The sequence below is a fragment of the Gemmobacter lanyuensis genome (assembly GCF_014652355.1).
In the GTDB taxonomy this organism is placed as follows: domain Bacteria; phylum Pseudomonadota; class Alphaproteobacteria; order Rhodobacterales; family Rhodobacteraceae; genus Gemmobacter; species Gemmobacter lanyuensis.
Genome location: NZ_BMYQ01000014.1, coordinates 72,297 through 92,251, shown reverse-complemented (window position 1 = coordinate 92,251; position 19,955 = coordinate 72,297). Strand labels below are relative to the sequence as shown.

Sequence of the window (19,955 nt, the reverse complement as noted above, 5' to 3'; positions counted from 1 at the left end):
AGGGCCTATGGCAGATGAGGCAGGGCTAGGCGGCCAATGTCGTGACGAGGTGATATAGGTGGCAGCTGCCACGACCCACTGTAGCGCATCACATAAAATGACCTGAAGGATCGGGCAGCTCGGTGCCCCTGGAAGGTAATGCGTGTCTCTCAGCCGGCTTCGGGCGGACCGATGACAATCTCGCCCGTTGTGCCAAGATTAATTCGCAGCCGCGGCTCTGGCCTCGATAAAACTGCGGATTGCCGCGCGCATCCGCGTGATCTGGATGTCGCCGCATTGGGGGATGCCGCGACATTTCAACAGGAAGGCCTCCATACGGTCTGGGTCAGAGGCGCAGTCGCGCAGGGTCACGCTGTCCAGCAGATCACTGTCCAGCACGCGTTGACGAAAGCCCCCGAAAGGAAAGCTGCCGCGCAGATATTGCCCAACGGTCTGGTCAAGGTCGGCTGCGACGCAGGAGTTGGAAACATCAGATCCAGAGCTTTCCGGCATGGATTCTCGGCCATGCGATTGCTCTTCTGTCCGCATGATCGCGTTTCCTTGCTGACCGACTGCCCGCGTTCCTGCGTCGGTTTCTTGTGGCGCATCGTTTCATTACATCTGTATCCGTACTCTGAACGGGTGACGGATACAGATGCTGCTCGATAGGTGCTGCGTCGCCCACACGCAGCGTTTTCATGTATTTGTAGGGTTATGTAGGCTTGCATCCGGGTTAATCGGCGATCGCGACTGGTGTCAAAATATCGTTCGACACCACAATTGCCCAAACGACAGGATCCGCCTGGCGCACCAATCTGGCAGATAGCGGCGCGAGATGGAGCTTAGGCTGTAGAATGAACCCCCATGCGCTTATCTAAAAGCTTTCCGGGCCGCGTCATCTGGGTCGCGTTCAGCCTGTTCATCAATTTGATCTTCCTGTCGGGGCAACTTGCAGCGCAGGCTCGTGATGAGTTGATCGAACGTGTCGAACTTCTGAACGACTCCTCCACGCAGATGGGAATCGATGAGGTTCTGAGCAAATCGTTCCGCCCCGTCGAAAGCTCTATCACCTTGGGTTATACTTCGGCGGCACATTGGCTGCGCCTACGGATCAACCCGGACCCCGCCGATGGCGAGGTGATCCTGTTGATCCGCCCCCCGCTGCTTGATGATGTCCAGCTGTATGTTCCCAAGACAACCCAAGGTCAGGGTGTAACCCCGGCGGGCGACTATATAGTGCAAGAGGTAGACTGGGCCTCATCCCTGCGCGGCTATCGGCTTCATCCGCCCGTGGGGGGCGCTGATTATTATGTACGGATCCGCTCCAGCGGATCAGTGGCCGCCAATGTCACGGCAAAGCCGCGCCTCCTTGCCCAACGTACCAGCCTGATCACCGATCTGGTCCAGATCGCCTACTTTTCGGTCATGCTGGTGCTGTTCGTCTGGGCCTTGCGGATGCGCCTGATCACGAAGGAGCGTGTCTTCCTGTGCTTTGCGGCCATGCAGGGGCTCTGGCTGCTGCATAATTTCATCTACTTCGGCTATATCAAAGCCTTGGCGCCCGGCATCCCGCATGAAAGCCTGATGCTTGTCTTCCGGTCGCTCGTAATCTCTGCTGCAATCCTGTCTGTTTACTTCCACCGCACGGTTTTGGCGCGGTTCAAGCCCAATCCGGTTTTCCTCAGACTGTTTGATGTGCAGATCATCGTTATGTTGGGTGCAGCGGTGGTCTATTTTATCGCCAACAGGTGGGTCGGCCTGCAGATCAATGCCTATTGCATCGCAGCATCGCCCTTCGTCTTCTTGCTCAACGTTTTTTCGGCCCGCACCGATGCCTCGCCGGGGCTATACATCACGAGGGTCATCTACAGCGCCCTTTCGGCCGCCTTGCTGCTCTGGGTGTTTTCGCTTCTCGGGTTCGTGCAGATCTCGGTCTTCTCGCTTTATGGCTTCATGATCCATGGCCTGACGACCGGATTGCTGATCTTTATCATTCTGCATCTTCACGGCCACAGGCTGATCCTGCAGGCACGCGAAGCGACGGCACAGGTGGCCTGGATGGAACGCCAGAACATGCTGGAGCAGGAGAAAAACGGCGCGCTGTCGCAGTTCATTGACATGATAAGCCACGAAACCCGAAACGCGCTGGCAGTGGTCAATATGACCATTTCCAATGGCACCATCAGCGATGCCCAGCGGTCGCGCATGACGAGGATGATTTCCAATCTCACCGATCTGATTGACCGATGCAATCAAGCGGTGCGTATCGATAGCAAGCTGCAAAAGGTCGAAAAAACGGACTGCGATATTGTCCAGATCCTCCGAAACTCGCTCTCCGGCCTGTGCGATGCCCATCGCATCAACTTATCCGGTGCTGTTGTGGCACAGTTGGAGACCGACCCGGTCCTTGTTTCCATCATCTGCAAGAACCTGATCGAGAATGCCTGCAAATATTCCGTCGCCCAATCTGCAATCACGATCCACACCGATCACGGGCATGGTGGTCTGTTCGTCACATTCGAGAACAGTGCCGACCCTGCCGGCCTTCCCGATGCCACTCAGGTCTTTTCCCGCTACTATCGCAGCAGCCATGCAAAATCGGTAACAGGATCGGGCCTCGGGCTGTATATCGTGCAGCGGCTGGTCGACATGCTGGGCGGAACGATCACCTATCAACCCGAACATCAAATCGTTAGGTTCAGACTATGGTTGCCCAACTGAAGATGGCCGTCATCGAGGATCACAAGGACCTGCGCGCGACCCTTGTCGAGATACTGGAGAGCGACGGCCATCAAGTGGCGGGCTTCGAGAGCGGCCCGAGCTTCTGGGCAGGCAGCGATCCCGCGGCGCTGGATATTGTCATTCTCGATCTCAATTTGCCCGACGAAGATGGCATCGCGATCGCCCAGAAACTGCGTGCCGGTTTTGCCAACATCGGCATCATCATGCTGACCGCCCGGGTTGAGCCCGAAGATCGCAGACGTGGCTATCAGAGCGGCGCCGACATCTATCTTGCCAAGCCCAGTTCCGCGCTCGAACTGACGGCCTCGGTCCATGCCTTGGCGCGACGGCTGGGGCCGCCTCAATCGGCGCTCCGACTTGATCTCACACGGATGGCGCTGATCGGTCGCGCCGGGAATATCCCCCTCGCCTTTTACGAAGTCGCCATGCTGAAAGAGTTCATCCTCGCGACGGACAACACACTCGACAATTCCACGATCGCGAATATCGCCGGAACCGGGTCTGAAGTCAGCAAGGCAGCGATCGAGGTCCGCATCGTCCGGCTGCGGAAGAAGATCACGGCAGCAGGGGCAGAAGGGAACGCGATCAAGGCAGTTCGCCACTTCGGCTATCGGCTTGCAACGAAGATCGATCTCTCATGAGGCCTACGACATACCGTCAACCTGGGCGCTATAGGCCGTCGGATTGCGGGGTTGGGTCGGCGCGGCCGTGTTGGGCCAAGGTACGACTGTCGTCAAAAACATCCATCGTGCAGACGTGCAGCATGGTTGCCACCTCGGCGGTGTGGTTCCAGCACGAATGAACCCGCCGCGACGGGAAATGGAGCGAGTCCCCGGGCCCCAGCACATGTCGCGCGCCTTCAATTTCCACGGTCAGCGCACCTGACAAGATAAAGAACAGTTCTTCCCCCTCATGGCTGATGGGGGCGTTGCGGTGGCCCGGTGCTTCATGGATGATCACGGCGCGCAGCACATTGCCCGGAAAGCTTGAACTCAGCCGTTCATAGGCAAGCTGCGCGGGGTCCACGCCGTAAAGCGGGCGCGCACCCTGCCGTGAGGCGACACCGGGATCTGCAGGCAGGGCCATGAAGCTGAACGGGTCCAGATCCAGCACCCGAGCAATCCCGTTCAGGGACGAGAGCGAGGGGGTGGCAAGACCGCGTTCGACCTGGCTGATGAACCCGGCCGTCAGGCCCGCGCGTTCTGCCACGGTCTGCATCGTGAGCTTGAGCGCCTTGCGTCGCTTGCGCATCTGTTCGCCCATTGCGGCACGGTCCACCTGAGGGCGCGGCGCGGAGGGAGGCAGGGTTTCAGCGGTCATCTGTGGGCGTGGTGTCCTTCAGGGTCGTCGCAGACTGCGAAGATTTCGCGGCGCGGGTCAATGATTATGTGAGCTTTCCGGGGGTTTACGTGGCCTGACGCCACACCAGTCCAGAATGAAACGCGCGATCACTTCGGTGGTTTGCTGCAGGCTGTGCAGGTTCATACCCTCATCCGGGGCATGCATCCCGCGGGCAATGCCGCCGTAGCACAAGGCGGGAATGCCGTAGTAAAGGTCATAGAACCGGGTGTCACTGGTTGCGGGCATGATATGGGGTTCCAGCGACGTGCCCAGAACCGCCTCATGCACCTCCGCCAGAACGCCCTCAGCCGCCGAGCCGGGCTGGAACACATGCCCGTCTGCCTGAAAGCCAATCCAGCTGAGCGCGGGCGGCGGTGTGCCCAGACGCGCGGCACACGCCGCAACCGTCGCCGCGACCCGCGCCCGGACATCCGGCAGGGCGTGACCAGGCAGCACCGAGAGCCTGCAATCCACCTCGCACCAAGAGGGGACAGAGCCGAGCCAGTCGCCCCCCCGGATCTTGCCGGGGTTGAATTTGACCGGTTCGGGGATCTGGCTGAACCAACGATGCTTCTGTGCTTCGATATTCATCGCATCGGCAAGACCCTGCAGCGCCGCCATGTAGTCCTGCGCCGCAAGAATCGCATGGGCGCCGGGACCACGCGCTGCCAGCACATGGTCGGGTCGCCCCAGAATCCGCAGCCGGAACCAGACAGACCCCAGTTCGGCCCGCAAGATCCGGTGGCCCATGCTTTCCGGGATCAGCGCCGCATCGGCCCGGTAGCCGCGCGCCAATGTGGCCAGAGCGCCATTGCCGGTGCATTCCTCCTCGGACACCGTCTTGATATGCACCCGCGACGCGGGCTCGAGACCGAGTGAGGCCAAGGCATCCAGCGCAAACACCATGGCCGAGACACCGCCCTTCATGTCGCCCGTCCCGCGCCCGGTGATCCAGCCATCCGCAAGGCGGGCTTCAAAGGGTGGCTGATCCCAGAGTTCGGGCGCCCCGGGCGGCACGACATCGATATGGCCCTGCAGGATCAGGCTTTTACCTGCGGGGGTGTCAACCTCATGGGTGGCAACGACCTGGATCGCCCGGGTGTAATCCACATCGACCACTTCGGATTTGCCGGGCAGGCCGTCCAGTTCGACCTCGGAAATGCTGAAGCGGTCTACGGCATAGCCGCGGGCTGCCAGCTCGGCCGCGATCCAATCCTGACAGGGGGCTTCGCGACCCCGCGTGGAGTCGAAGGCCACCAGACGGCTCAGCCAGGCCAGCTGAGCCGGAAAATTGGCCGCAATGGCCGCGCGAAGGCGCATGGGATCAAGGGGCATCGAAACCGCTCCGGGTCAGGGGAAAGGGGTGCGGCAGCGGGCCGACGCCGCACCCAGGCCGGATCAGGCCTTGTAGCCGTAAACCTCGGCCGCACGTTCCGGCGTGAGATAACCATTGCGGAGGTCGCGCGCGATCTCGGCCTCGGGGCGGTCGGCAGGATCGCCAAAACCACCGCCATTTGCCGTCATGATGCGGATCACGTCGCCCGTGTTCACCACGACATTCGTTGCGAATGCGTAGCGTTCGACCGCCCCGTCCGTGCGCCGCAGCTCCACATAGTTCAGCGATCCATCCCGACCGCCCCCCTGCCCCCACGGCGGCATCCGCGAGCGGGTGTAGCCCAGCGAAAGGAAATTCCCGTCGCCGCGCACACGGTAGTGCACCTCGATCCCCTTGCCACCGCGCCAGCGCCCCTCGCCACCCGGTTCGGGGTTCAGCGCGACCTGATCCACGAACATGCCATACCGCGCCTCGGCGATTTCCGCCGGGCAGTTGAAGGTTTCGCCGTGGAAGCCCGAGAATTGCCCCGAGGGCCCATCGTGCCCCTGCCATGCGCCCCAGCCGCCGATCTGCGGCTCGACGATGGTGTAGTGGCGCCCGGTATCCGGGTGCTTGCCCCCCATGACGGTTCCGCAGATCGAAGCGAAATTGCCCGACGGAACCACCCCCGGAAAATGATGCGCCAGCGCCCGAAGGGTAAGGTCAAAGAGGCGGATCTCGACCTCGGAATAATAGCCCAGGGCGCCGGGTTCGACGACATGGAAGATGGTTCCGGGTTTGGTGATCACTTCAAGCGGGCGGAAGCAGCCGCCATTGCCCGGCCCTTCCGGGTCGGTGAAGGTCTTGAAGGCCAGTTGCAGGGCGATTTCCGACCCTTCGCGCGAAGAGTTGTTCGAGCCCTTTTGCCCGGGGTTGTCTGTCAGATCGACGCTGAACTTTTCGGCCGAGATGGTCAGTCGGATCTTGTGGATCGCGCCATCATCCTGCTCTTCCTCATAATCGTAAACCCCCGGCGGCAATGCCTTGAGGGCAGCCAGCGCCCGCCTTTCGCCCAGGTCCATATAATCGGCCACCGCGGCCAGATAGGTTTCGACGCCGTATTTGCGCGTCAACTCCAGCACGCGCCTCTCACCGATCCGCAAGCCCGCGATCCCGGCCCATAGATCGCCCTTCAGGAAATCGGGCAGACGGGTATTGACATAGAGGATGTCAAAGACCGCCTGATTGGGCCGCCCTTCTTCAAAGATCTTCACGGCGGGGATGCGGACACCTTCCTGGAAGATCTCGGTCGCCTCTGACGACATGGACCCGGGCACATTGCCGCCCACATCGTTCCAATGGGCGATATTGGCCACCCAGCCCACCAGACGGTCACCATCAAAGATGGGCGAAGTCAGCACCATGTCATTCAGATGGGTGACGCCGCCGTAATAGGGATCGTTCGAGGCGAACATGTCGCCGGGGCGCACCTGATCCAGCGGATATTTCTTCAGAATGCCCTTCACCGCCTTGTCGAGCACGCCAATGAAGGCGGGAATCCCAGCCCCCGCGGCGGCAATGTCGCCATTGGGCGCAAGGATCGAGGAGGAGAGATCCAGCACCTCATAGATGATGGCCGACATCGAGGCCTTGCGCTGCGCGACGAACATCTCATCCGCGATCGCCTCAAGTGCGTTCTGGATGATATCAAAGGTGACGGGATCGTGTGTCAGGTCAGTCATGCCTCAGCCCCAGAGCGCGATGTGGATATTGCCGAAATCATCAATCTCGACGCGGTTGCCCGGATGGACGACGATGGTTGTCCCCGGATCTTCGATCACGGCCGGCCCGGTGAAGGACATGCCGGGTTCAAGCCGGGTGCCGTCATAGATCGTGGCCTCATGGCAGCCTTCCGTAGCGTAATCGACCATACGGCTGCCTTTGATCGCCGCCGTCAGGCTGGCGTCGGTCCGCGGCAAGGACACCAGTTCCAGCTTGCCCACCTCGGATGATGCGATCAGGTGGATGCCGATGATTTCGACGCCGGTTTCAAGGCGATAAGTGTATTCACGTTCATAGGCATTATGGAAGGCCGCGATCATGGCGGCGGTGCTGGCGGCATCGGGCGGGCCGTCCTGCAACGGCACCTCAACCGCGAATTCCTGGTTCTGATACCGGGCCCGCACAAAGCGCTTCAGCGTGACCTTTTCCGGGGGCACCGTCTCGCGCGCGAAATCTTCAAGGGCGCGGGCTTCGGTCGCGGCCAAAAGACGGCCGAGCGCGCTGTGGTCTTCGGCATCCATCAGCTCGGTCACGAAATAGTCGCGGCGCAGATCGCTCATCAGCATCCCCCAGGCCGAGAAAACCGGGGCACCGCGCGGAATGACCACCTTTTTGACGCCCAGTTCCTGTGCCAGCGCCACGCCATGCATCGGGCCGCCGCCGCCAAAGACGACCAGCGTAAATTCGCGCGGGTCATATCCCCGGTTCACCGAAACGAGCTTCAGCGCATTGACCATATTGGAATTGGCAATGCGGACGATGCCGCGCGCAACTTCCACCGGGGTCATGCCCAGTTTGGCCCCAAGAGTCGCAAGGGCCGTTTCCAATGCCGCCATATCGGCAACGACCGATCCGCCGCAGAAATAGTCCTTGTTGATCCGCCCCAGCGCCAGATTGGCGTCGGTGGTGGTGGCGTGCATCCCGCCCCGGCCATAGGCCGCAGGCCCGGGGGTCGAACCCGCGGATTTCGGCCCGACATGCAGCTTGTCGAATTCATCGACCCAGGCGATCGAGCCGCCGCCATTGCCGATTTCCACCAGATCAACCACCGGCACCATGATGGGATAGCCTGCGGATTTGCGGTCACGTTCAATCCAGTAATCGGTCTTGATGGTGACGTGGCCATCCTTGATCAGGCTGCACTTTGCCGTCGTCCCGCCGATATCGAGCGCAAGGACATCCGGCTCGCCAATGATGCGGCCCAATTCGGCGGCCCCCCAGAAGCCCGATGCCGGCCCGCTTTCGACCATGGTGATCGGCACCGATTTGATCGACTGCACCGAATCCACGCCGCAATTCGACTGCATGATGAACAGACGGCCGGCATAGCCCTTGTCTGTCAGACCGTTTTCCAGCCGCTCCAGATAGCGTTCGGCGGCGGGCTGGACATAGGCGGACAGGACGGTGGTCGAGCTGCGTTCATATTCGCGCCATTCGCGGGTGATCTGATGGCTCGCCACGGCGGCGACCTCGGGCCACAGACGCCGGACCTCGGCCAGAACGGCCTGTTCATGCGTGGGGTTCGCATAGGCATGGATCAGGCAGATGGCCACGGCGGTCACGCCATCGGCTTTGAAATCCGCCAGAATTGCGGGCAGGGCGGCAAGATCCGGGGCCTCGACTTCTTGTCCGCGGAAATCGACCCGGCCCGCGATTTCGCGCCGCAGATAGCGTTCCACGAAAGGTTCGGGCTTTTTGTACATCAGATTGAAAAAATCGGGACGGTTGCCACGGCCGATTTCCAGCACATCGCGGAACCCTTTGGTGGTGATCAGCCCGACCTTGGCGCCCTTGCGTTCGGTCAATGAATTGATGACGACCGTGGTGCCATGGGCAAAGAAATCGACGGCCGTCACATCGACCCCGGCCTTGTCGAGTACGTTCAGCACGCCCTGTTCGAAGGCAGGCGGCGTTGTATCGGATTTCTCGGTCCGCACCGTTTGCTGACCTGTTGCGAGATCGGTTTCAAAAAACACCAGATCGGTAAAGGTCCCCCCGACATCGGTGGCAACACGCGTGATCTTGTCTGTCATGGTTCTGGCCTCTTGCGGCAAGTTTCACAGGCCCGCTGCGGCAGGCATTCGGGTTTGCCCCCGGACGGGGACGCACCTGCAATTTCGGAGGGATCAGCGCCTGCGGCCCGAGGCCGCCAGCGCCACGGCGATCACGATGATCACGCCTGTGGTCAGATCCTTGAAGAACGGGTTGACGTTCAGGATGTTGAACCCGTTGCCGATCAGCGCCATCAGCAGCACCCCGGCCACAGACCGCCAGACCGCCCCGGCGCCCCCCATGATCGAGGTGCCGCCGAGGATGACCGCGGCAATCGCTTCGAATTCCAGGCCCGCGCCCGCCTGGGGTTCCGCCATGGAAATCCGCGAGACGGTGATCACCCCGGCCAGACCCGCCGCCGCGCCTGAAAGCGCAAAGGTCAGGATCTTGATCAGACGGGTGCGGATGCCGGACAGGATCGCGGCTTCTTCGTTGCCGCCCACGGCAAAAACGGCGCGGCCAAAGGTGGTGCGGTTGAGCAGGAACATCATCAGCACCATGAAAACCAGCATCACGATGACCGCGACATTGACCATGCCCATTTTCGTGCGCCCCAGCCAGGCAAACTCGGCGATCCGCACGGGGATCAGTTTGCCATCGGTCATCAGGATGGCGATGCCGCGATAGACGAGGCTGGTCGCCAGCGTGACCAGAAAGGAATGGACGCCAAAGGCGGTGATGATCGCACCATTGACCGTGCCAAGTACAAGCCCGATCAGCGGCCCCGCCACGATGGCCAGATAGGGATCGACATGAATGGCGATCCAGCCCGCCGTTACCGCGGCAACCCCGAAGATCGCCCCCGTCGAAAGATCGAAGCCACCCCCGATAATCACAAGCGTCAGGGCGCTGGCCATGATCGCCAGAGGTGCAGATTGATTGAAGATATTCAACAAGTTCCGTGGTGTCAGAAAGCTGTCGGAGGCGAAGCTCAGGCCCAAAAGCAACAGGGCGATGATGATCACGACGCCCTGTTCGCGGGCGATCTCGCCCAGCGAGAGGGCTTTGCGGGGTGCAATGACGCTCATGTGGTCCGGGCCTCCTGCCCTGCAAGATTTTGGTTCTGTTCGGCAAAGACGCGCGCCAGCGCCGTCTCGACCGTCAGATCCCGGGATTGTTCTTCGGCAAAGATGCGGCCCTCGCTCATCAGATAGCCGCGGTGCGAGAGGTTGATCACCTCTTCCAGTTCCGAGGAGATCAGCAGCACCCCCGCCCCCGACCTTGCCATTTCAACGATGAATTCATGGATGCGCTGCCGCGCCCCGATATCCACCCCGCGCGAGGGCTCATCAAGGATGAGAAGCCGGGGTTTCGCCACGGCCCATTTCGCCAGCAGCACCTTTTGCTGATTGCCACCAGAATAAGAGACGACCTGACCATCGACCTTGCCTGGCACGATGCCGAAATGGCGGATCATGTCCTCGGCGCGGGCCACCTCTTGCGGGCGGCTCAGGATGCCCCAGCGGCTGATCCGGCCCAGTGTCGCAAGGCTGATGTTGGGGCGGGTGGTCTGGGTCAGGACAAGTCCCTGCTTGCGCCGGTCTTCCGGCACCAGTGCGATGCCTTGCCCGATTGCGGCCCGCACCGAAAGCGGCCCCTGCACCACGCCATCCACCAGAAGCTGCCCCCCGGTGATCGGATCTGCGCCAAAAAGCGCCCGCGCCACCTCGGTTCGGCCGGCACCGACAAGGCCGATCAGCCCGACGATTTCGCCGGGGCGAACGGTCAGGCTGATGTCCCGCAGGCCCGCGCGGGTGCTGACCTGCCGCATCTCGACAAGCGGTGTGGTGGCAGGGGCCGGCGCCGGCGGAAGCGGCGGGAAGAGGATCTCTGAATGTTGCCCCAGCATTGAGGCGACAAGGCTTTGCTTCGTTTCCCCCGCAATCGCGTCGGTCCGTACGACCCGGCCTTCCCGCATGACCGTCACCCGGTCGCAATTGGCGAGGATATGATCCAGAAAATGGCTGACATAGATGATGGTCTTCCCTTGCGCCTTCAATCGCGCAATCAGGGCATGCAGGCGCTCGGCCTCATCCTCGGTCAGGGAAGAGGTCGGTTCATCCATGATGATCACCCGCGCATCGCGGGCAATGGCACGCATGATTTCCACCTTCTGGCGTTCCGCAATCCGCAGATTTGCCACCTTGGCCATCGGGTCCAACCCGAAATCACAGGTGGTTTCCAGCGCGTGGAACCGGGCCAGATCGCCGCCGACAAGCACACCGGCCCGGGCGCTTTCCTGGCCAAGGAACACGTTCTGCGCCACGGTCAGTTCGGGCACCAGCTGCAGTTCCTGATGGATCATCGCCACGCCATGGCGCAGCGCATCGCGCGGCGAAAAGCGCGTCACGGGCGCGCCGCCGACCGTCACATGCCCCTGATCCGGCGAGTAATACCCGCCGATGATCTTGCCCAGACTGGATTTGCCTGCGCCGTTTTCCCCGACCAGCGCATGGACCGAGGCCGTCTCGATATCCACCGTGATGTCATGCAGGATGCGGGTGCCGCCAAAGCTTTTGGCAATCCCACGCACGCTCACGGCAACCTGATTGCTGCTCATCGCAGTCCCTTCCGCGTCGCAATAGCGGGCCGGGGTGTCCCCGGCCCGGCGCCAGATCGGCTCAGCCTTCCCATTCAGCGGTGAATTCAGGATGCGCCTTCAGCCAGTCGGTGGTCACGATCAGCGGGTTTTCGATGCTGGCCGAGGGGTCGATCCAGGTCGGAGAGGTGCCGCCACGTGCCACTTCGATCAGCGCCTTTGCCGCCAGATAGCCTTCCGATTTCGGGTTCTGCGACAGGGTCGCGTCATACCGCCCCGCCCGGATCGCATCGACCGTGATCTGGTTCAGGCCACCGCCGATCAGGTAGATCGGCTCGATCTCCAGCCCGGCGTCCTCAAGCGCGATTTCGATCCCCGCGAGATGCTGATCGGCGGTGCCGACCACAACATCCACCTCGGAATGGGCTTGCAGGATATCGCTCATGGCTGCGAGCGAGGTGTCGGGGCTGTAGTTTCCTTCGCCCGTCGCAAGGATCTTGATATTCGGGTGCTGGGACAGCACCTCCATCTGCGCCTCATAGCGCAGATTGTCGAAGGGGTAGATCTTCTGCCCCATGAACATGACGGTATTGCAGGGGTCCTTATCCTTGCAGAACTCCGCCACGGCCTCGGCCTGGGCGATGGCACCCGTTTTGGGGTTCTGCGCCACGGTTACCGTCAGGCCCGGCACCTGCGGCTCCATCACCGTCAGATCCGGCCCCACGGGAAACAGGACCGAACCCACAAGGATTCCTGCCTTGACCGCATCTTCCAGCGCCGTTGCGATGCCGACCGTGTCATTCGGCGCCACGACGATCGCATCAAAACGGCCCGAGGCGATGATGTCTTCAACCTGGCTGAACTGGACAGAGGCGTTGAACTGTCCGTCAAAGATTTCCGCCTCGACATTGCCCAGTTCGGCCGCGGCCTGCTGAACGCCCTGCCAGGTCGCGTCATTATAGCCGTTCTGGCTGGACGCCGCGAGGAAGGCCACCCGCACGGGCTTGTCGCTTTGCGCCAGCGCCGAAATCGGCACCAGCATGGTTCCCGCCAGCGCGGCAAGTACAAGTTTCTTCATCTTCGTCTCCCTGTCGTGGGCCCCCGTTGTCCGGGTGGCGTTGGTCCTTGTTGGATGTCTTGGTCAGCAGCCCTCGGACCCGACCCCGACCGGGATCGCTTGGTCCGCGGGGTGCAGCGTCCTTGTGGCCGCACCTGCGTGATGCAGCAGCAGGAAGGCCAGCGTCACGACCGGCTGCCAGGCCATTGCCGCCTCAACCCGATCTTGGGTGAAATGGCCTTCCTCATGCAGCAGATTGACCGTGCCGATAACCTGATCGCCCGCAACAGCAGGCAGGTTCAGGTTGGATTCAAGCCCGAGCGCCCGGATCTTTTCCCAGTCGAAGAACACGGTCGCAATTTCGTCGATCGTGGTGGTGTGGAACGGCCTGCGCCCCTTGATCACGATGTCATAATAGCGGTTGCGGTCGAGGCGCTTGAAATTGCCCGTGGGATAGGCCTCGGCATTGTCCGTATAGACGCGGCGCGATTGCATCTTCTCAAGATCATAGACCGAGGCGGTGGTCAGCTTTGAGGCCGTGACCGCGCTCAGACCTTCGATCGCATAGGCAAAGACCGTCGCAGCCGCATCCGGCCCGGCAGCAAGATCAAAGGCATGCTTCAGATCCGGGGTCATGCGGCCCTCCGATCCCGGCGGATGGTGCCATTCATGGTGACCAGCCGGATGGTTTCTTCGGGGCGGCCCAGCAGGGTGATATCGGTCAGCGGGTCGCCCTCCACCGCGATCAGATTCGCGCGCGCGCCCGCGGCCAGGGTGCCGATCTGGCCCTCCATGCGGCAAAGACGGGCGCCCGCCTCATACATCCCGCGCAGGATTTCTTGTGGGGTCAGCACCTGCGCCAGCAGCCCGAAGTTCAACCCGCCATATTTCCGCAGCTGGCCCAGCAGGTCCGTGCCATAGGCCATCGGCAGCCCTGCATCCCGCATATATTCGAGCGATTTCAGCCCGCCGTCACGGACGACCGCGATTTTCGCATATTCCGCATCCCCAAACCCGAAGGCCTTGCCTTCACGATGCAGCCCTTCGTAGGCGACAAGTGTCGGCGTGGCGATGCAGCCTGCGTCGGCGGCCCGCTTGGCCGTATCGGCGCTGATCAGGTTGCAATGTTCGAGAGATTTGATCCCCAGATCGACACAACGCCGGATCGAGGCATCGGAATAGACATGGGCAGACACATAGGTATTCGCGTTCCCGGCCTCTTCGACCATGGCCCGAAGTTCGTCATCCGAATACTGCAGGCCGTCGATCGGATCATTGGGCGATGATACGCCGCCATTGGCCATGACCTTGATGAAGCGCGCCCCCTGCTTGAGCTGCGTGCGGCAGAACCGGCGCACATCATCGACGCCATCGACGATGGCGCCCATATTGCCCAGCCTTTCGCCCATGGCATCCGGGCGAATATCGGTGCGGGCGCGCAGATCGGTGTGGCCGCCCGTCATCGACAAGGCCTTGCCGCAGATGACCAGCTCGGGGCCGTCGACCAGCCCCTCTTCCACGCCGCGCACAAGGCCAAGGTCGGCACCGCCCAGATCACGGACGGTGGTAAAGCCCTGATCCAGCAGCCCGGACATCACCTTGGCCGCGCGCAGGGCCGTCAGGCTGTCCGGCGCAATGATGTTCTGCCACAGGTCAAGCTGCCAGGCCACGACATGGAAATGGCAGTCGATCAGGCCGGGCATCAGCGTCAGACCCTGAAGATCGATCACCTCTGCCCCTTCAGGCGCAGGTTTTCCCGTTTCAATGATATACCCGTCGCGCTCTGTCAGGCTTGAGGGTGCAGAGATCCGTCCGGCTGCTGCGTCCAGCAGCCGTGCATTCACGTAAGTCTTTGTTGCCATTTGCCAATTCCAGTGTTGGAGGCGCCCGCGAGGCATAAGAACACCGTCGCAGCATTGCTGCGTGAGCATCCATTCACCTGGCTGACGATCCCCGTCCCTTGACCCTGAGAAAAGACGAAAGCCATCCATCTGGCAAGAAAAATTTAGCCACATTAAAATTTTTACTGCTGTCAGTCGTGACTTGGCCCAAAATTCGGGCAGCCCCCGGCGGGAAACTTACAAAGCGCGGCAGAAACGGCCTTAATTCGCTTGTCCCTCAGAGGCGCGACTTTCCAAAATCATTGGCAGGCGGGCGGATTGGTTCCGCGACGCCTGACTGCGCGGCGGGGTGCATTCGCGTGGCCAGGCAATCTAGACCCGCGCGGCCTCGGCCGTTGTCAGAAGCCGCGCGACAAGCTCAGATGTGTTCCGCACCCCGGCCTTGCGCATCATATTGGCGCGATGCACCTCAACCGTGCGGGGAGAACAGCCCAGCGAGCGCGCAATTTCCTTGCTGGTAAAGCCATTGACGAGATACCGCGCCACACGCGCTTCCGCACCGGTCAGCCCCTCGATCTGCCGGCTGTCTTCCTCAAGCGGACGATAGGTCCAGACCGCGATGGCCTCGGGATTTGACGGGTCCAGCGTTGTCCCCCGCGCCTCCATCCAAATAACGCTACCGTCGGCGCGGCGCATGAAGCGCGTGTCGCTATAGACCGGGTTTTGCATCATGGCGCGCCGCGCACGTTCTCCAATCACCTCGTAATCGGTTTGTGCCGGGTAAAGGACGCGGATCGACTGTCCCTCCAATTCCTTGATCGTCCAGCCGAACACCCGTTCCGCCTGCAAGCTGGCACGCAGGATGAGACGGTCGGACAGCACCAGAGTTGCATCTGCCGCATACAGAAACCCGATCCGGTCCAAGGCGGTCTTGCTGGGACGTGACATGCCAATCCTACGTATACGCCTACGTATTCCTACGAATGGCCCAAGACCTGCGCAAGATCGAAGATCAGCGCTGTTGGGCACCCGCTGGGCCAGGACGCCCGCACGGAGGAAGGCAATATGAACAAGATTTATCCGGATGCGCGCAGCGCGTTGTCTGGAGTTTTGCGGGACGGGATGCTGATTGCGGCCGGGGGGTTCGGCCTGTGCGGCATCCCCGAGCTGCTGATCGCGGCGATCCGCGATAGTGGGGTGACGGGGCTGACGGTCGCGTCAAACAATGCAGGCGTGGATGACTTCGGTCTGGGGCAGCTGCTGGCGACGCGGCAGGTCAAGAAAATGATCTCGTCCTATGTGGGGGAAAACGCCGAATTCATGCGCCAGTATCTCTCGGGCGAGCTGGAGCTGGAATTCAACCCCCAAGGCACCCTGGCAGAACGCATGCGGGCAGGCGGCGCGGGTATCCCGGGCTTTTACACCAAGACAGGCGTCGGCACGGTGATCGCCGAGGGCAAAGAGGTCAAGACCTTCGACGGGCAGGATTACATCCTGGAACGCGGGATCGTCGCGGACCTGTCCATCGTCAAGGCCTGGAAGGCCGATACCTCGGGCAACCTCGTGTTCCGCAAGACCGCGCGCAACTTCAACGTGCCGGCCGCCACCTGCGGCAAGATCTGTGTGGCCGAGGTCGAAGAGATCGTGCCGCTGGGCAGCCTTGACCCCGATCACATCCACCTGCCGGGCATCTATGTGCATCGCATCGTCACCGGCGCGCATGAAAAGCGCATCGAACAGCGCACCACCCGCAAGAAGGAGTCCGTCTGATGCCCTGGGACCGGAACCAGATGGCCGCCCGCGCCGCGCAAGAGCTTCAGGACGGGATGTATGTGAACCTCGGGATCGGTATTCCGACGCTGGTGGCGAACTATATCCCCGCGGGCGTCAATGTGACGCTGCAATCGGAAAACGGCATGCTCGGCATGGGCCCCTTCCCGTTTGAGGGCGAAGAGGATGCCGACCTGATCAACGCGGGCAAGCAGACCATCACCGAACTGCCGCAGACCGCCTATTTCGACAGCGCCACGAGCTTTGCGATGATCCGCGGCGGCAAGATCGCCATGGCGATTCTTGGCGCCATGGAGGTGTCGGAAGAGGGCGATCTGGCGAACTGGATGATCCCCGGCAAGCTGGTGAAGGGCATGGGCGGTGCGATGGATCTGGTCGCGGGCGTGGGCCGCGTGGTGGTGGTGATGGATCACACCAACAAGGCGGGCGAATCGAAGGTGCTGAAAGCCTGCACCCTCCCGCTGACAGGAAAATCGGTAGTGAACCGCATCATTACCAACCTCGGCGTCCTCGACGTCGTCCCCGGAGGCCTCAAAATCGTCCAATGCGCTGACGGTGTGCCGGAAACCGAACTCCGCGCCGCAACAGAGGCCACAATCGTCGCCTGATCATGGCGCAAAAGCCGGACCACCCGGTGAAAGCCTGACCCTTCGGTCAGGCTTTTTTCATGTGCGACGCCCCATCGCGCGCCCCTTTCCGAGGATCACGCCAAGTCCGCGGACAGCGCCTGTCGCAGTGATTCATCGCACCGTAAATCAGGCCCCGTTCCCTCGCCAATCCGGGCCCGATGATGAAACTATCCGTCGATAGGAATGGGGCGGCGCTCACCCCTGCCGTGTGTGACATTGGGGTGCAATCCATCCGTTTGAAAACAGTAAGCATCCAAGAACGGATGTATCTGAATATCCAAAAGTCTTGTTTCCTGTCAGTCAGTTACATCACGGGCTGAAAGGGAAATTGCCATCTTAAATCTTACCAATTCTTTCTGAACCTCGAAGTCTGCCGGTCGCGCGGCACAAGCAAGAGGTTCATTGATGCCCAGCACATCTCCTTCGGCGCGGTACGTTCGCCGCACCGTGAAAACAATCACCCAACGGCCCGGCGCCATGTCACAGCTTCTGCGCCTGGGCACGCCCGTGGCACTGTCGGCGATGCTGGGGGCGGCACCCGCCATGGCGGCCTCGTTCATCGCGGCAGATGCGTGGATTGCCGACAATGACCGCTCTCAGGTAACGTCGGGCGCCTCGCTCGAAACGCTGGGTGGCACTGCGGTGACCTTCACCAGCACCCCCGACAACGCGAACTTCGGCAGCTCGATGACAAGCGGCGAGCTGCGCGGCGTGCTGACCTGTTCGACGTCGATATGCGGGGCCAGCGGGCTGAGCGGGGCCTTCCGGTCGCGCACCCCCGTGGGTGGTCGAAATATCGAAGCGATCACCTTCACGCTGGACACGCCCAAAGTCATCAACGGCGAAACCGTGAGTTATGTCGTGGTCGCGATCAACAATGCCTCGGCCTATGCGACCGGCAACCAAGTCAGCTATTCAGCGAATGCGGGCGCAATCGCGGGTGAACTGGATACCGCCCTTGCCGCCCTGCGGGGCGATGTGACCGACCCGCTCATCACCGGTCCGTCTGGGGGCCAGGGGGATGCGACCTCGGCCAAGACCATCAACGAAGGCAGCACGACTGTCGCCACCTTCTCCGCGAACGAGGATGTGACCTGGGCAATCGACAGCGGGGCAGACCAGGCCCGCTTCACCATCAACCCTTCGACCGGCCTGCTGAGCTTCACCGCAGCGCCGGATTATGAAAGCCCGAACGACTTGGGCGACACGGCGAACAACAACACCTATGTTGTAGTGATCAAGGCAACCGACCTTGCCGGCAACGTGGCGACCCAGACCGTGACCGTGACCGTGGCCGATCTGGATGACAGCCTTCCGATCATCACGGGCCCCGATGGCGACGGCACGACGACGGGTCCGAATGCGAACATCACCCTGCCCGAAGGGGGCCGCACGGTCACGACCTTCACGGCGAGCGAACTGGTCGAATGGTCGATTTCGGGGACGGACGCGGGGCGCTTCAGCATTGATCCCGCCACCGGCGCACTGACCTTCAACGCAGCCAGCGACTATGAGAACCCGCTCGATGACAACGCCGACAACGTCTACACGCTGGTCGTGTCGGCGCTTGATTCCGACGACAACGTCACGACCCAGACGCTGACCGTCACGATCACGGATGTGGATGACACCGCACCGGTGATCACCGGACCGAACGGCAACACCGGAACGACGGCCGGGATCACCATCAACGAAGGCACCACGGCGGTGACAACCTATGCGTCGAATGACGCCACCGCAACCTGGTCGATCACCGGCGGGGCAGATGCCGCCCTGTTCAGCATTGATCCGGACACTGGTGCGCTGACCTTCATCAACGCCCCGGATTATGAGACGCCGAACGATCAGGGCGCGACCGCAGGCAACAACACCTACGTGGTGCGGGTCGCCGCCACCGACCGCCGGAACAACAGCGATAGCCAGACGCTGACCGTCACCATCGCCGATCTGGACGAGGACGGCCCCGTCATCACCGGCCCGGATGGCGATGGGACCACCACCGGCGAAAACGCCAATATCACGCTGGATGAGGGCGGCACCGCCGTCACCGCATTCACCGCCAACGAGGACGTGACCTGGTCGATCTCGGGCACCGATGCCGATGCCTTTACCATCGATCCGGCAACCGGCGTTCTGGTCTTCCGTGCCCGCACCGACTATGAGGCCCCGGTCGATGGCGACGGCAACAACGTCTATGTCATCACCGTGTCCGCCCGTGACGCCGAAGGTAATGTGACGCGCCAGACGCTGACCGTCACCATCGCCGACCTGGACGAGGACGGCCCCGTCATCACCGGCCCGGATGGCGATGGGACCACCACCGGCGAAAACGCCAATATCACGCTGGATGAGGGCGGCACCGCCGTCACCACATTCACCGCCAATGAGGACGTGACCTGGTCGATCTCGGGCACCGATGCCGATGCCTTTACCATCGATCCGGCAACCGGCGTTCTGGTCTTCCGGGCCCGCACCGACTATGAGGCTCCGGTCGATGGCGACGGCAACAACGTCTATGTCATCACCGTGTCCGCCCGTGACGCCGACGGCAATGTGACGCGCCAGACGCTGACCGTCACCATCGCCGATCTGGACGAGGACGGCCCCGTCATCACCGGCCCGGACGGCAATGGCACCACCACCGGCGAAAACGCCAATATCACGCTGGATGAGGGCGGCACCGCCGTCACCGCATTCGCCGCCAATGAGGACGTGACCTGGTCGATCTTGGGCACTGATGCCGATGCCTTTACCATCGATCCGGCAACCGGCGTTCTGGTCTTCCGTGCCCGCACCGACTATGAGGCTCCGGTCGATGGCGACGGCAACAACGTCTATGTCATCACCGTGTCCGCCCGTGACGCCGACGGCAATGTGACGCGCCAGA

Annotated in this window: 16 protein-coding genes; 5 read left to right on the top strand and 11 right to left on the bottom strand. The window is 61.9% G+C overall.

Going from position 1 to position 19,955, the window contains the following annotated elements; all coding sequences use genetic code 11:
• Positions 1–198 precede the first annotated feature (198 nt).
• Entirely contained in the window at positions 199–528 is a 330-nt protein-coding gene (locus IE101_RS16950; protein WP_189635038.1) for a hypothetical protein, read from the bottom strand.
• 315 nt (positions 529–843) lie between these two features.
• Between IE101_RS16950 and IE101_RS16945 the strand changes: the two genes are divergently transcribed.
• Together IE101_RS16945 and IE101_RS16940 are read left to right on the top strand one after the other, a co-directional pair.
• Positions 844–2,700, top strand: a complete 1,857-nt coding sequence (locus IE101_RS16945; RefSeq protein ID WP_189635037.1) for a sensor histidine kinase — start codon at positions 844–846, stop codon at positions 2,698–2,700.
• Positions 2,685–3,362, top strand: a complete 678-nt coding sequence (locus tag IE101_RS16940) for a response regulator transcription factor (RefSeq protein WP_189635036.1) — start codon at positions 2,685–2,687, stop codon at positions 3,360–3,362. The genes IE101_RS16945 and IE101_RS16940 overlap by 16 nt, the downstream gene beginning before the upstream one ends.
• Positions 3,363–3,390: 28 nt before the next feature.
• Here the strand turns inward: IE101_RS16940 and IE101_RS16935 are convergent, their stop codons facing one another.
• The 10 genes from IE101_RS16935 to IE101_RS16890 all read right to left on the bottom strand — a co-directional run bounded on the left by IE101_RS16935 (position 3,391) and on the right by IE101_RS16890 (position 15,596).
• The gene (locus IE101_RS16935) at positions 3,391–4,041 is read right to left on the bottom strand and encodes a helix-turn-helix domain-containing protein (RefSeq protein WP_189635035.1); all 651 of its coding nucleotides are present in this window, start codon (positions 4,039–4,041) and stop codon (positions 3,391–3,393) included.
• 57 nt (positions 4,042–4,098) lie between these two features.
• Positions 4,099–5,397 carry an ArgE/DapE family deacylase gene (locus tag IE101_RS16930; protein WP_189635034.1) on the bottom strand — a complete coding sequence of 433 codons (1,299 nt, stop codon included), beginning with the start codon at positions 5,395–5,397 and terminating at the stop codon, positions 4,099–4,101.
• 63 nt (positions 5,398–5,460) lie between these two features.
• Positions 5,461–7,119, bottom strand: a complete 1,659-nt coding sequence (locus tag IE101_RS16925) for a hydantoinase B/oxoprolinase family protein (RefSeq protein WP_189635033.1) — start codon at positions 7,117–7,119, stop codon at positions 5,461–5,463.
• A gap of 3 nt (positions 7,120–7,122) precedes the next feature.
• Entirely contained in the window at positions 7,123–9,192 is a 2,070-nt protein-coding gene (locus IE101_RS16920; RefSeq protein ID WP_189635032.1) for a hydantoinase/oxoprolinase family protein, read from the bottom strand.
• Positions 9,193–9,285: 93 nt separating this feature from the next.
• Complete coding sequence (locus tag IE101_RS16915) at positions 9,286–10,239, bottom strand: ABC transporter permease (RefSeq protein WP_189635031.1); 954 nt, start codon at positions 10,237–10,239, stop codon at positions 9,286–9,288.
• Entirely contained in the window at positions 10,236–11,771 is a 1,536-nt protein-coding gene (locus tag IE101_RS16910; protein ID WP_189635030.1) for a sugar ABC transporter ATP-binding protein, read from the bottom strand. Before IE101_RS16910 ends, IE101_RS16915 begins: the two co-directional genes overlap by 4 nt.
• A gap of 61 nt (positions 11,772–11,832) precedes the next feature.
• Entirely contained in the window at positions 11,833–12,828 is a 996-nt protein-coding gene (locus IE101_RS16905; protein WP_189635029.1) for a sugar ABC transporter substrate-binding protein, read from the bottom strand.
• 63 nt (positions 12,829–12,891) lie between these two features.
• The gene (locus IE101_RS16900; RefSeq protein ID WP_189635028.1) at positions 12,892–13,443 is read right to left on the bottom strand and encodes a hypothetical protein; all 552 of its coding nucleotides are present in this window, start codon (positions 13,441–13,443) and stop codon (positions 12,892–12,894) included.
• Positions 13,440–14,669, bottom strand: coding sequence for a metal-dependent hydrolase family protein (locus IE101_RS16895; protein WP_189635027.1), 1,230 nt, complete (start codon positions 14,667–14,669; stop codon positions 13,440–13,442). Before IE101_RS16895 ends, IE101_RS16900 begins: the two co-directional genes overlap by 4 nt.
• 351 nt (positions 14,670–15,020) lie before the next feature.
• Positions 15,021–15,596: a LuxR C-terminal-related transcriptional regulator gene (locus IE101_RS16890; RefSeq protein WP_189635026.1), complete on the bottom strand. Its 576-nt coding sequence runs from the start codon at positions 15,594–15,596 to the stop codon at positions 15,021–15,023.
• Positions 15,597–15,713: 117 nt separating this feature from the next.
• Between IE101_RS16890 and IE101_RS16885 the strand changes: the two genes are divergently transcribed.
• The 3 genes from IE101_RS16885 to IE101_RS16875 form a co-directional block, all read left to right on the top strand.
• On the top strand, positions 15,714–16,418 hold the full coding sequence (locus IE101_RS16885; RefSeq protein WP_189635025.1) for a CoA transferase subunit A: 705 nt from the start codon (positions 15,714–15,716) through the stop codon (positions 16,416–16,418).
• A complete protein-coding gene (locus IE101_RS16880; protein ID WP_189635024.1) occupies positions 16,418–17,047 on the top strand; it encodes a 3-oxoacid CoA-transferase subunit B in 630 nt (209 codons plus the stop codon). Before IE101_RS16885 ends, IE101_RS16880 begins: the two co-directional genes overlap by 1 nt.
• Before the next feature lie 426 nt (positions 17,048–17,473).
• On the top strand, positions 17,474–19,955 hold a 2,482-nt coding region (locus IE101_RS16875; protein WP_189635023.1), incomplete at its 3' end, for a beta strand repeat-containing protein.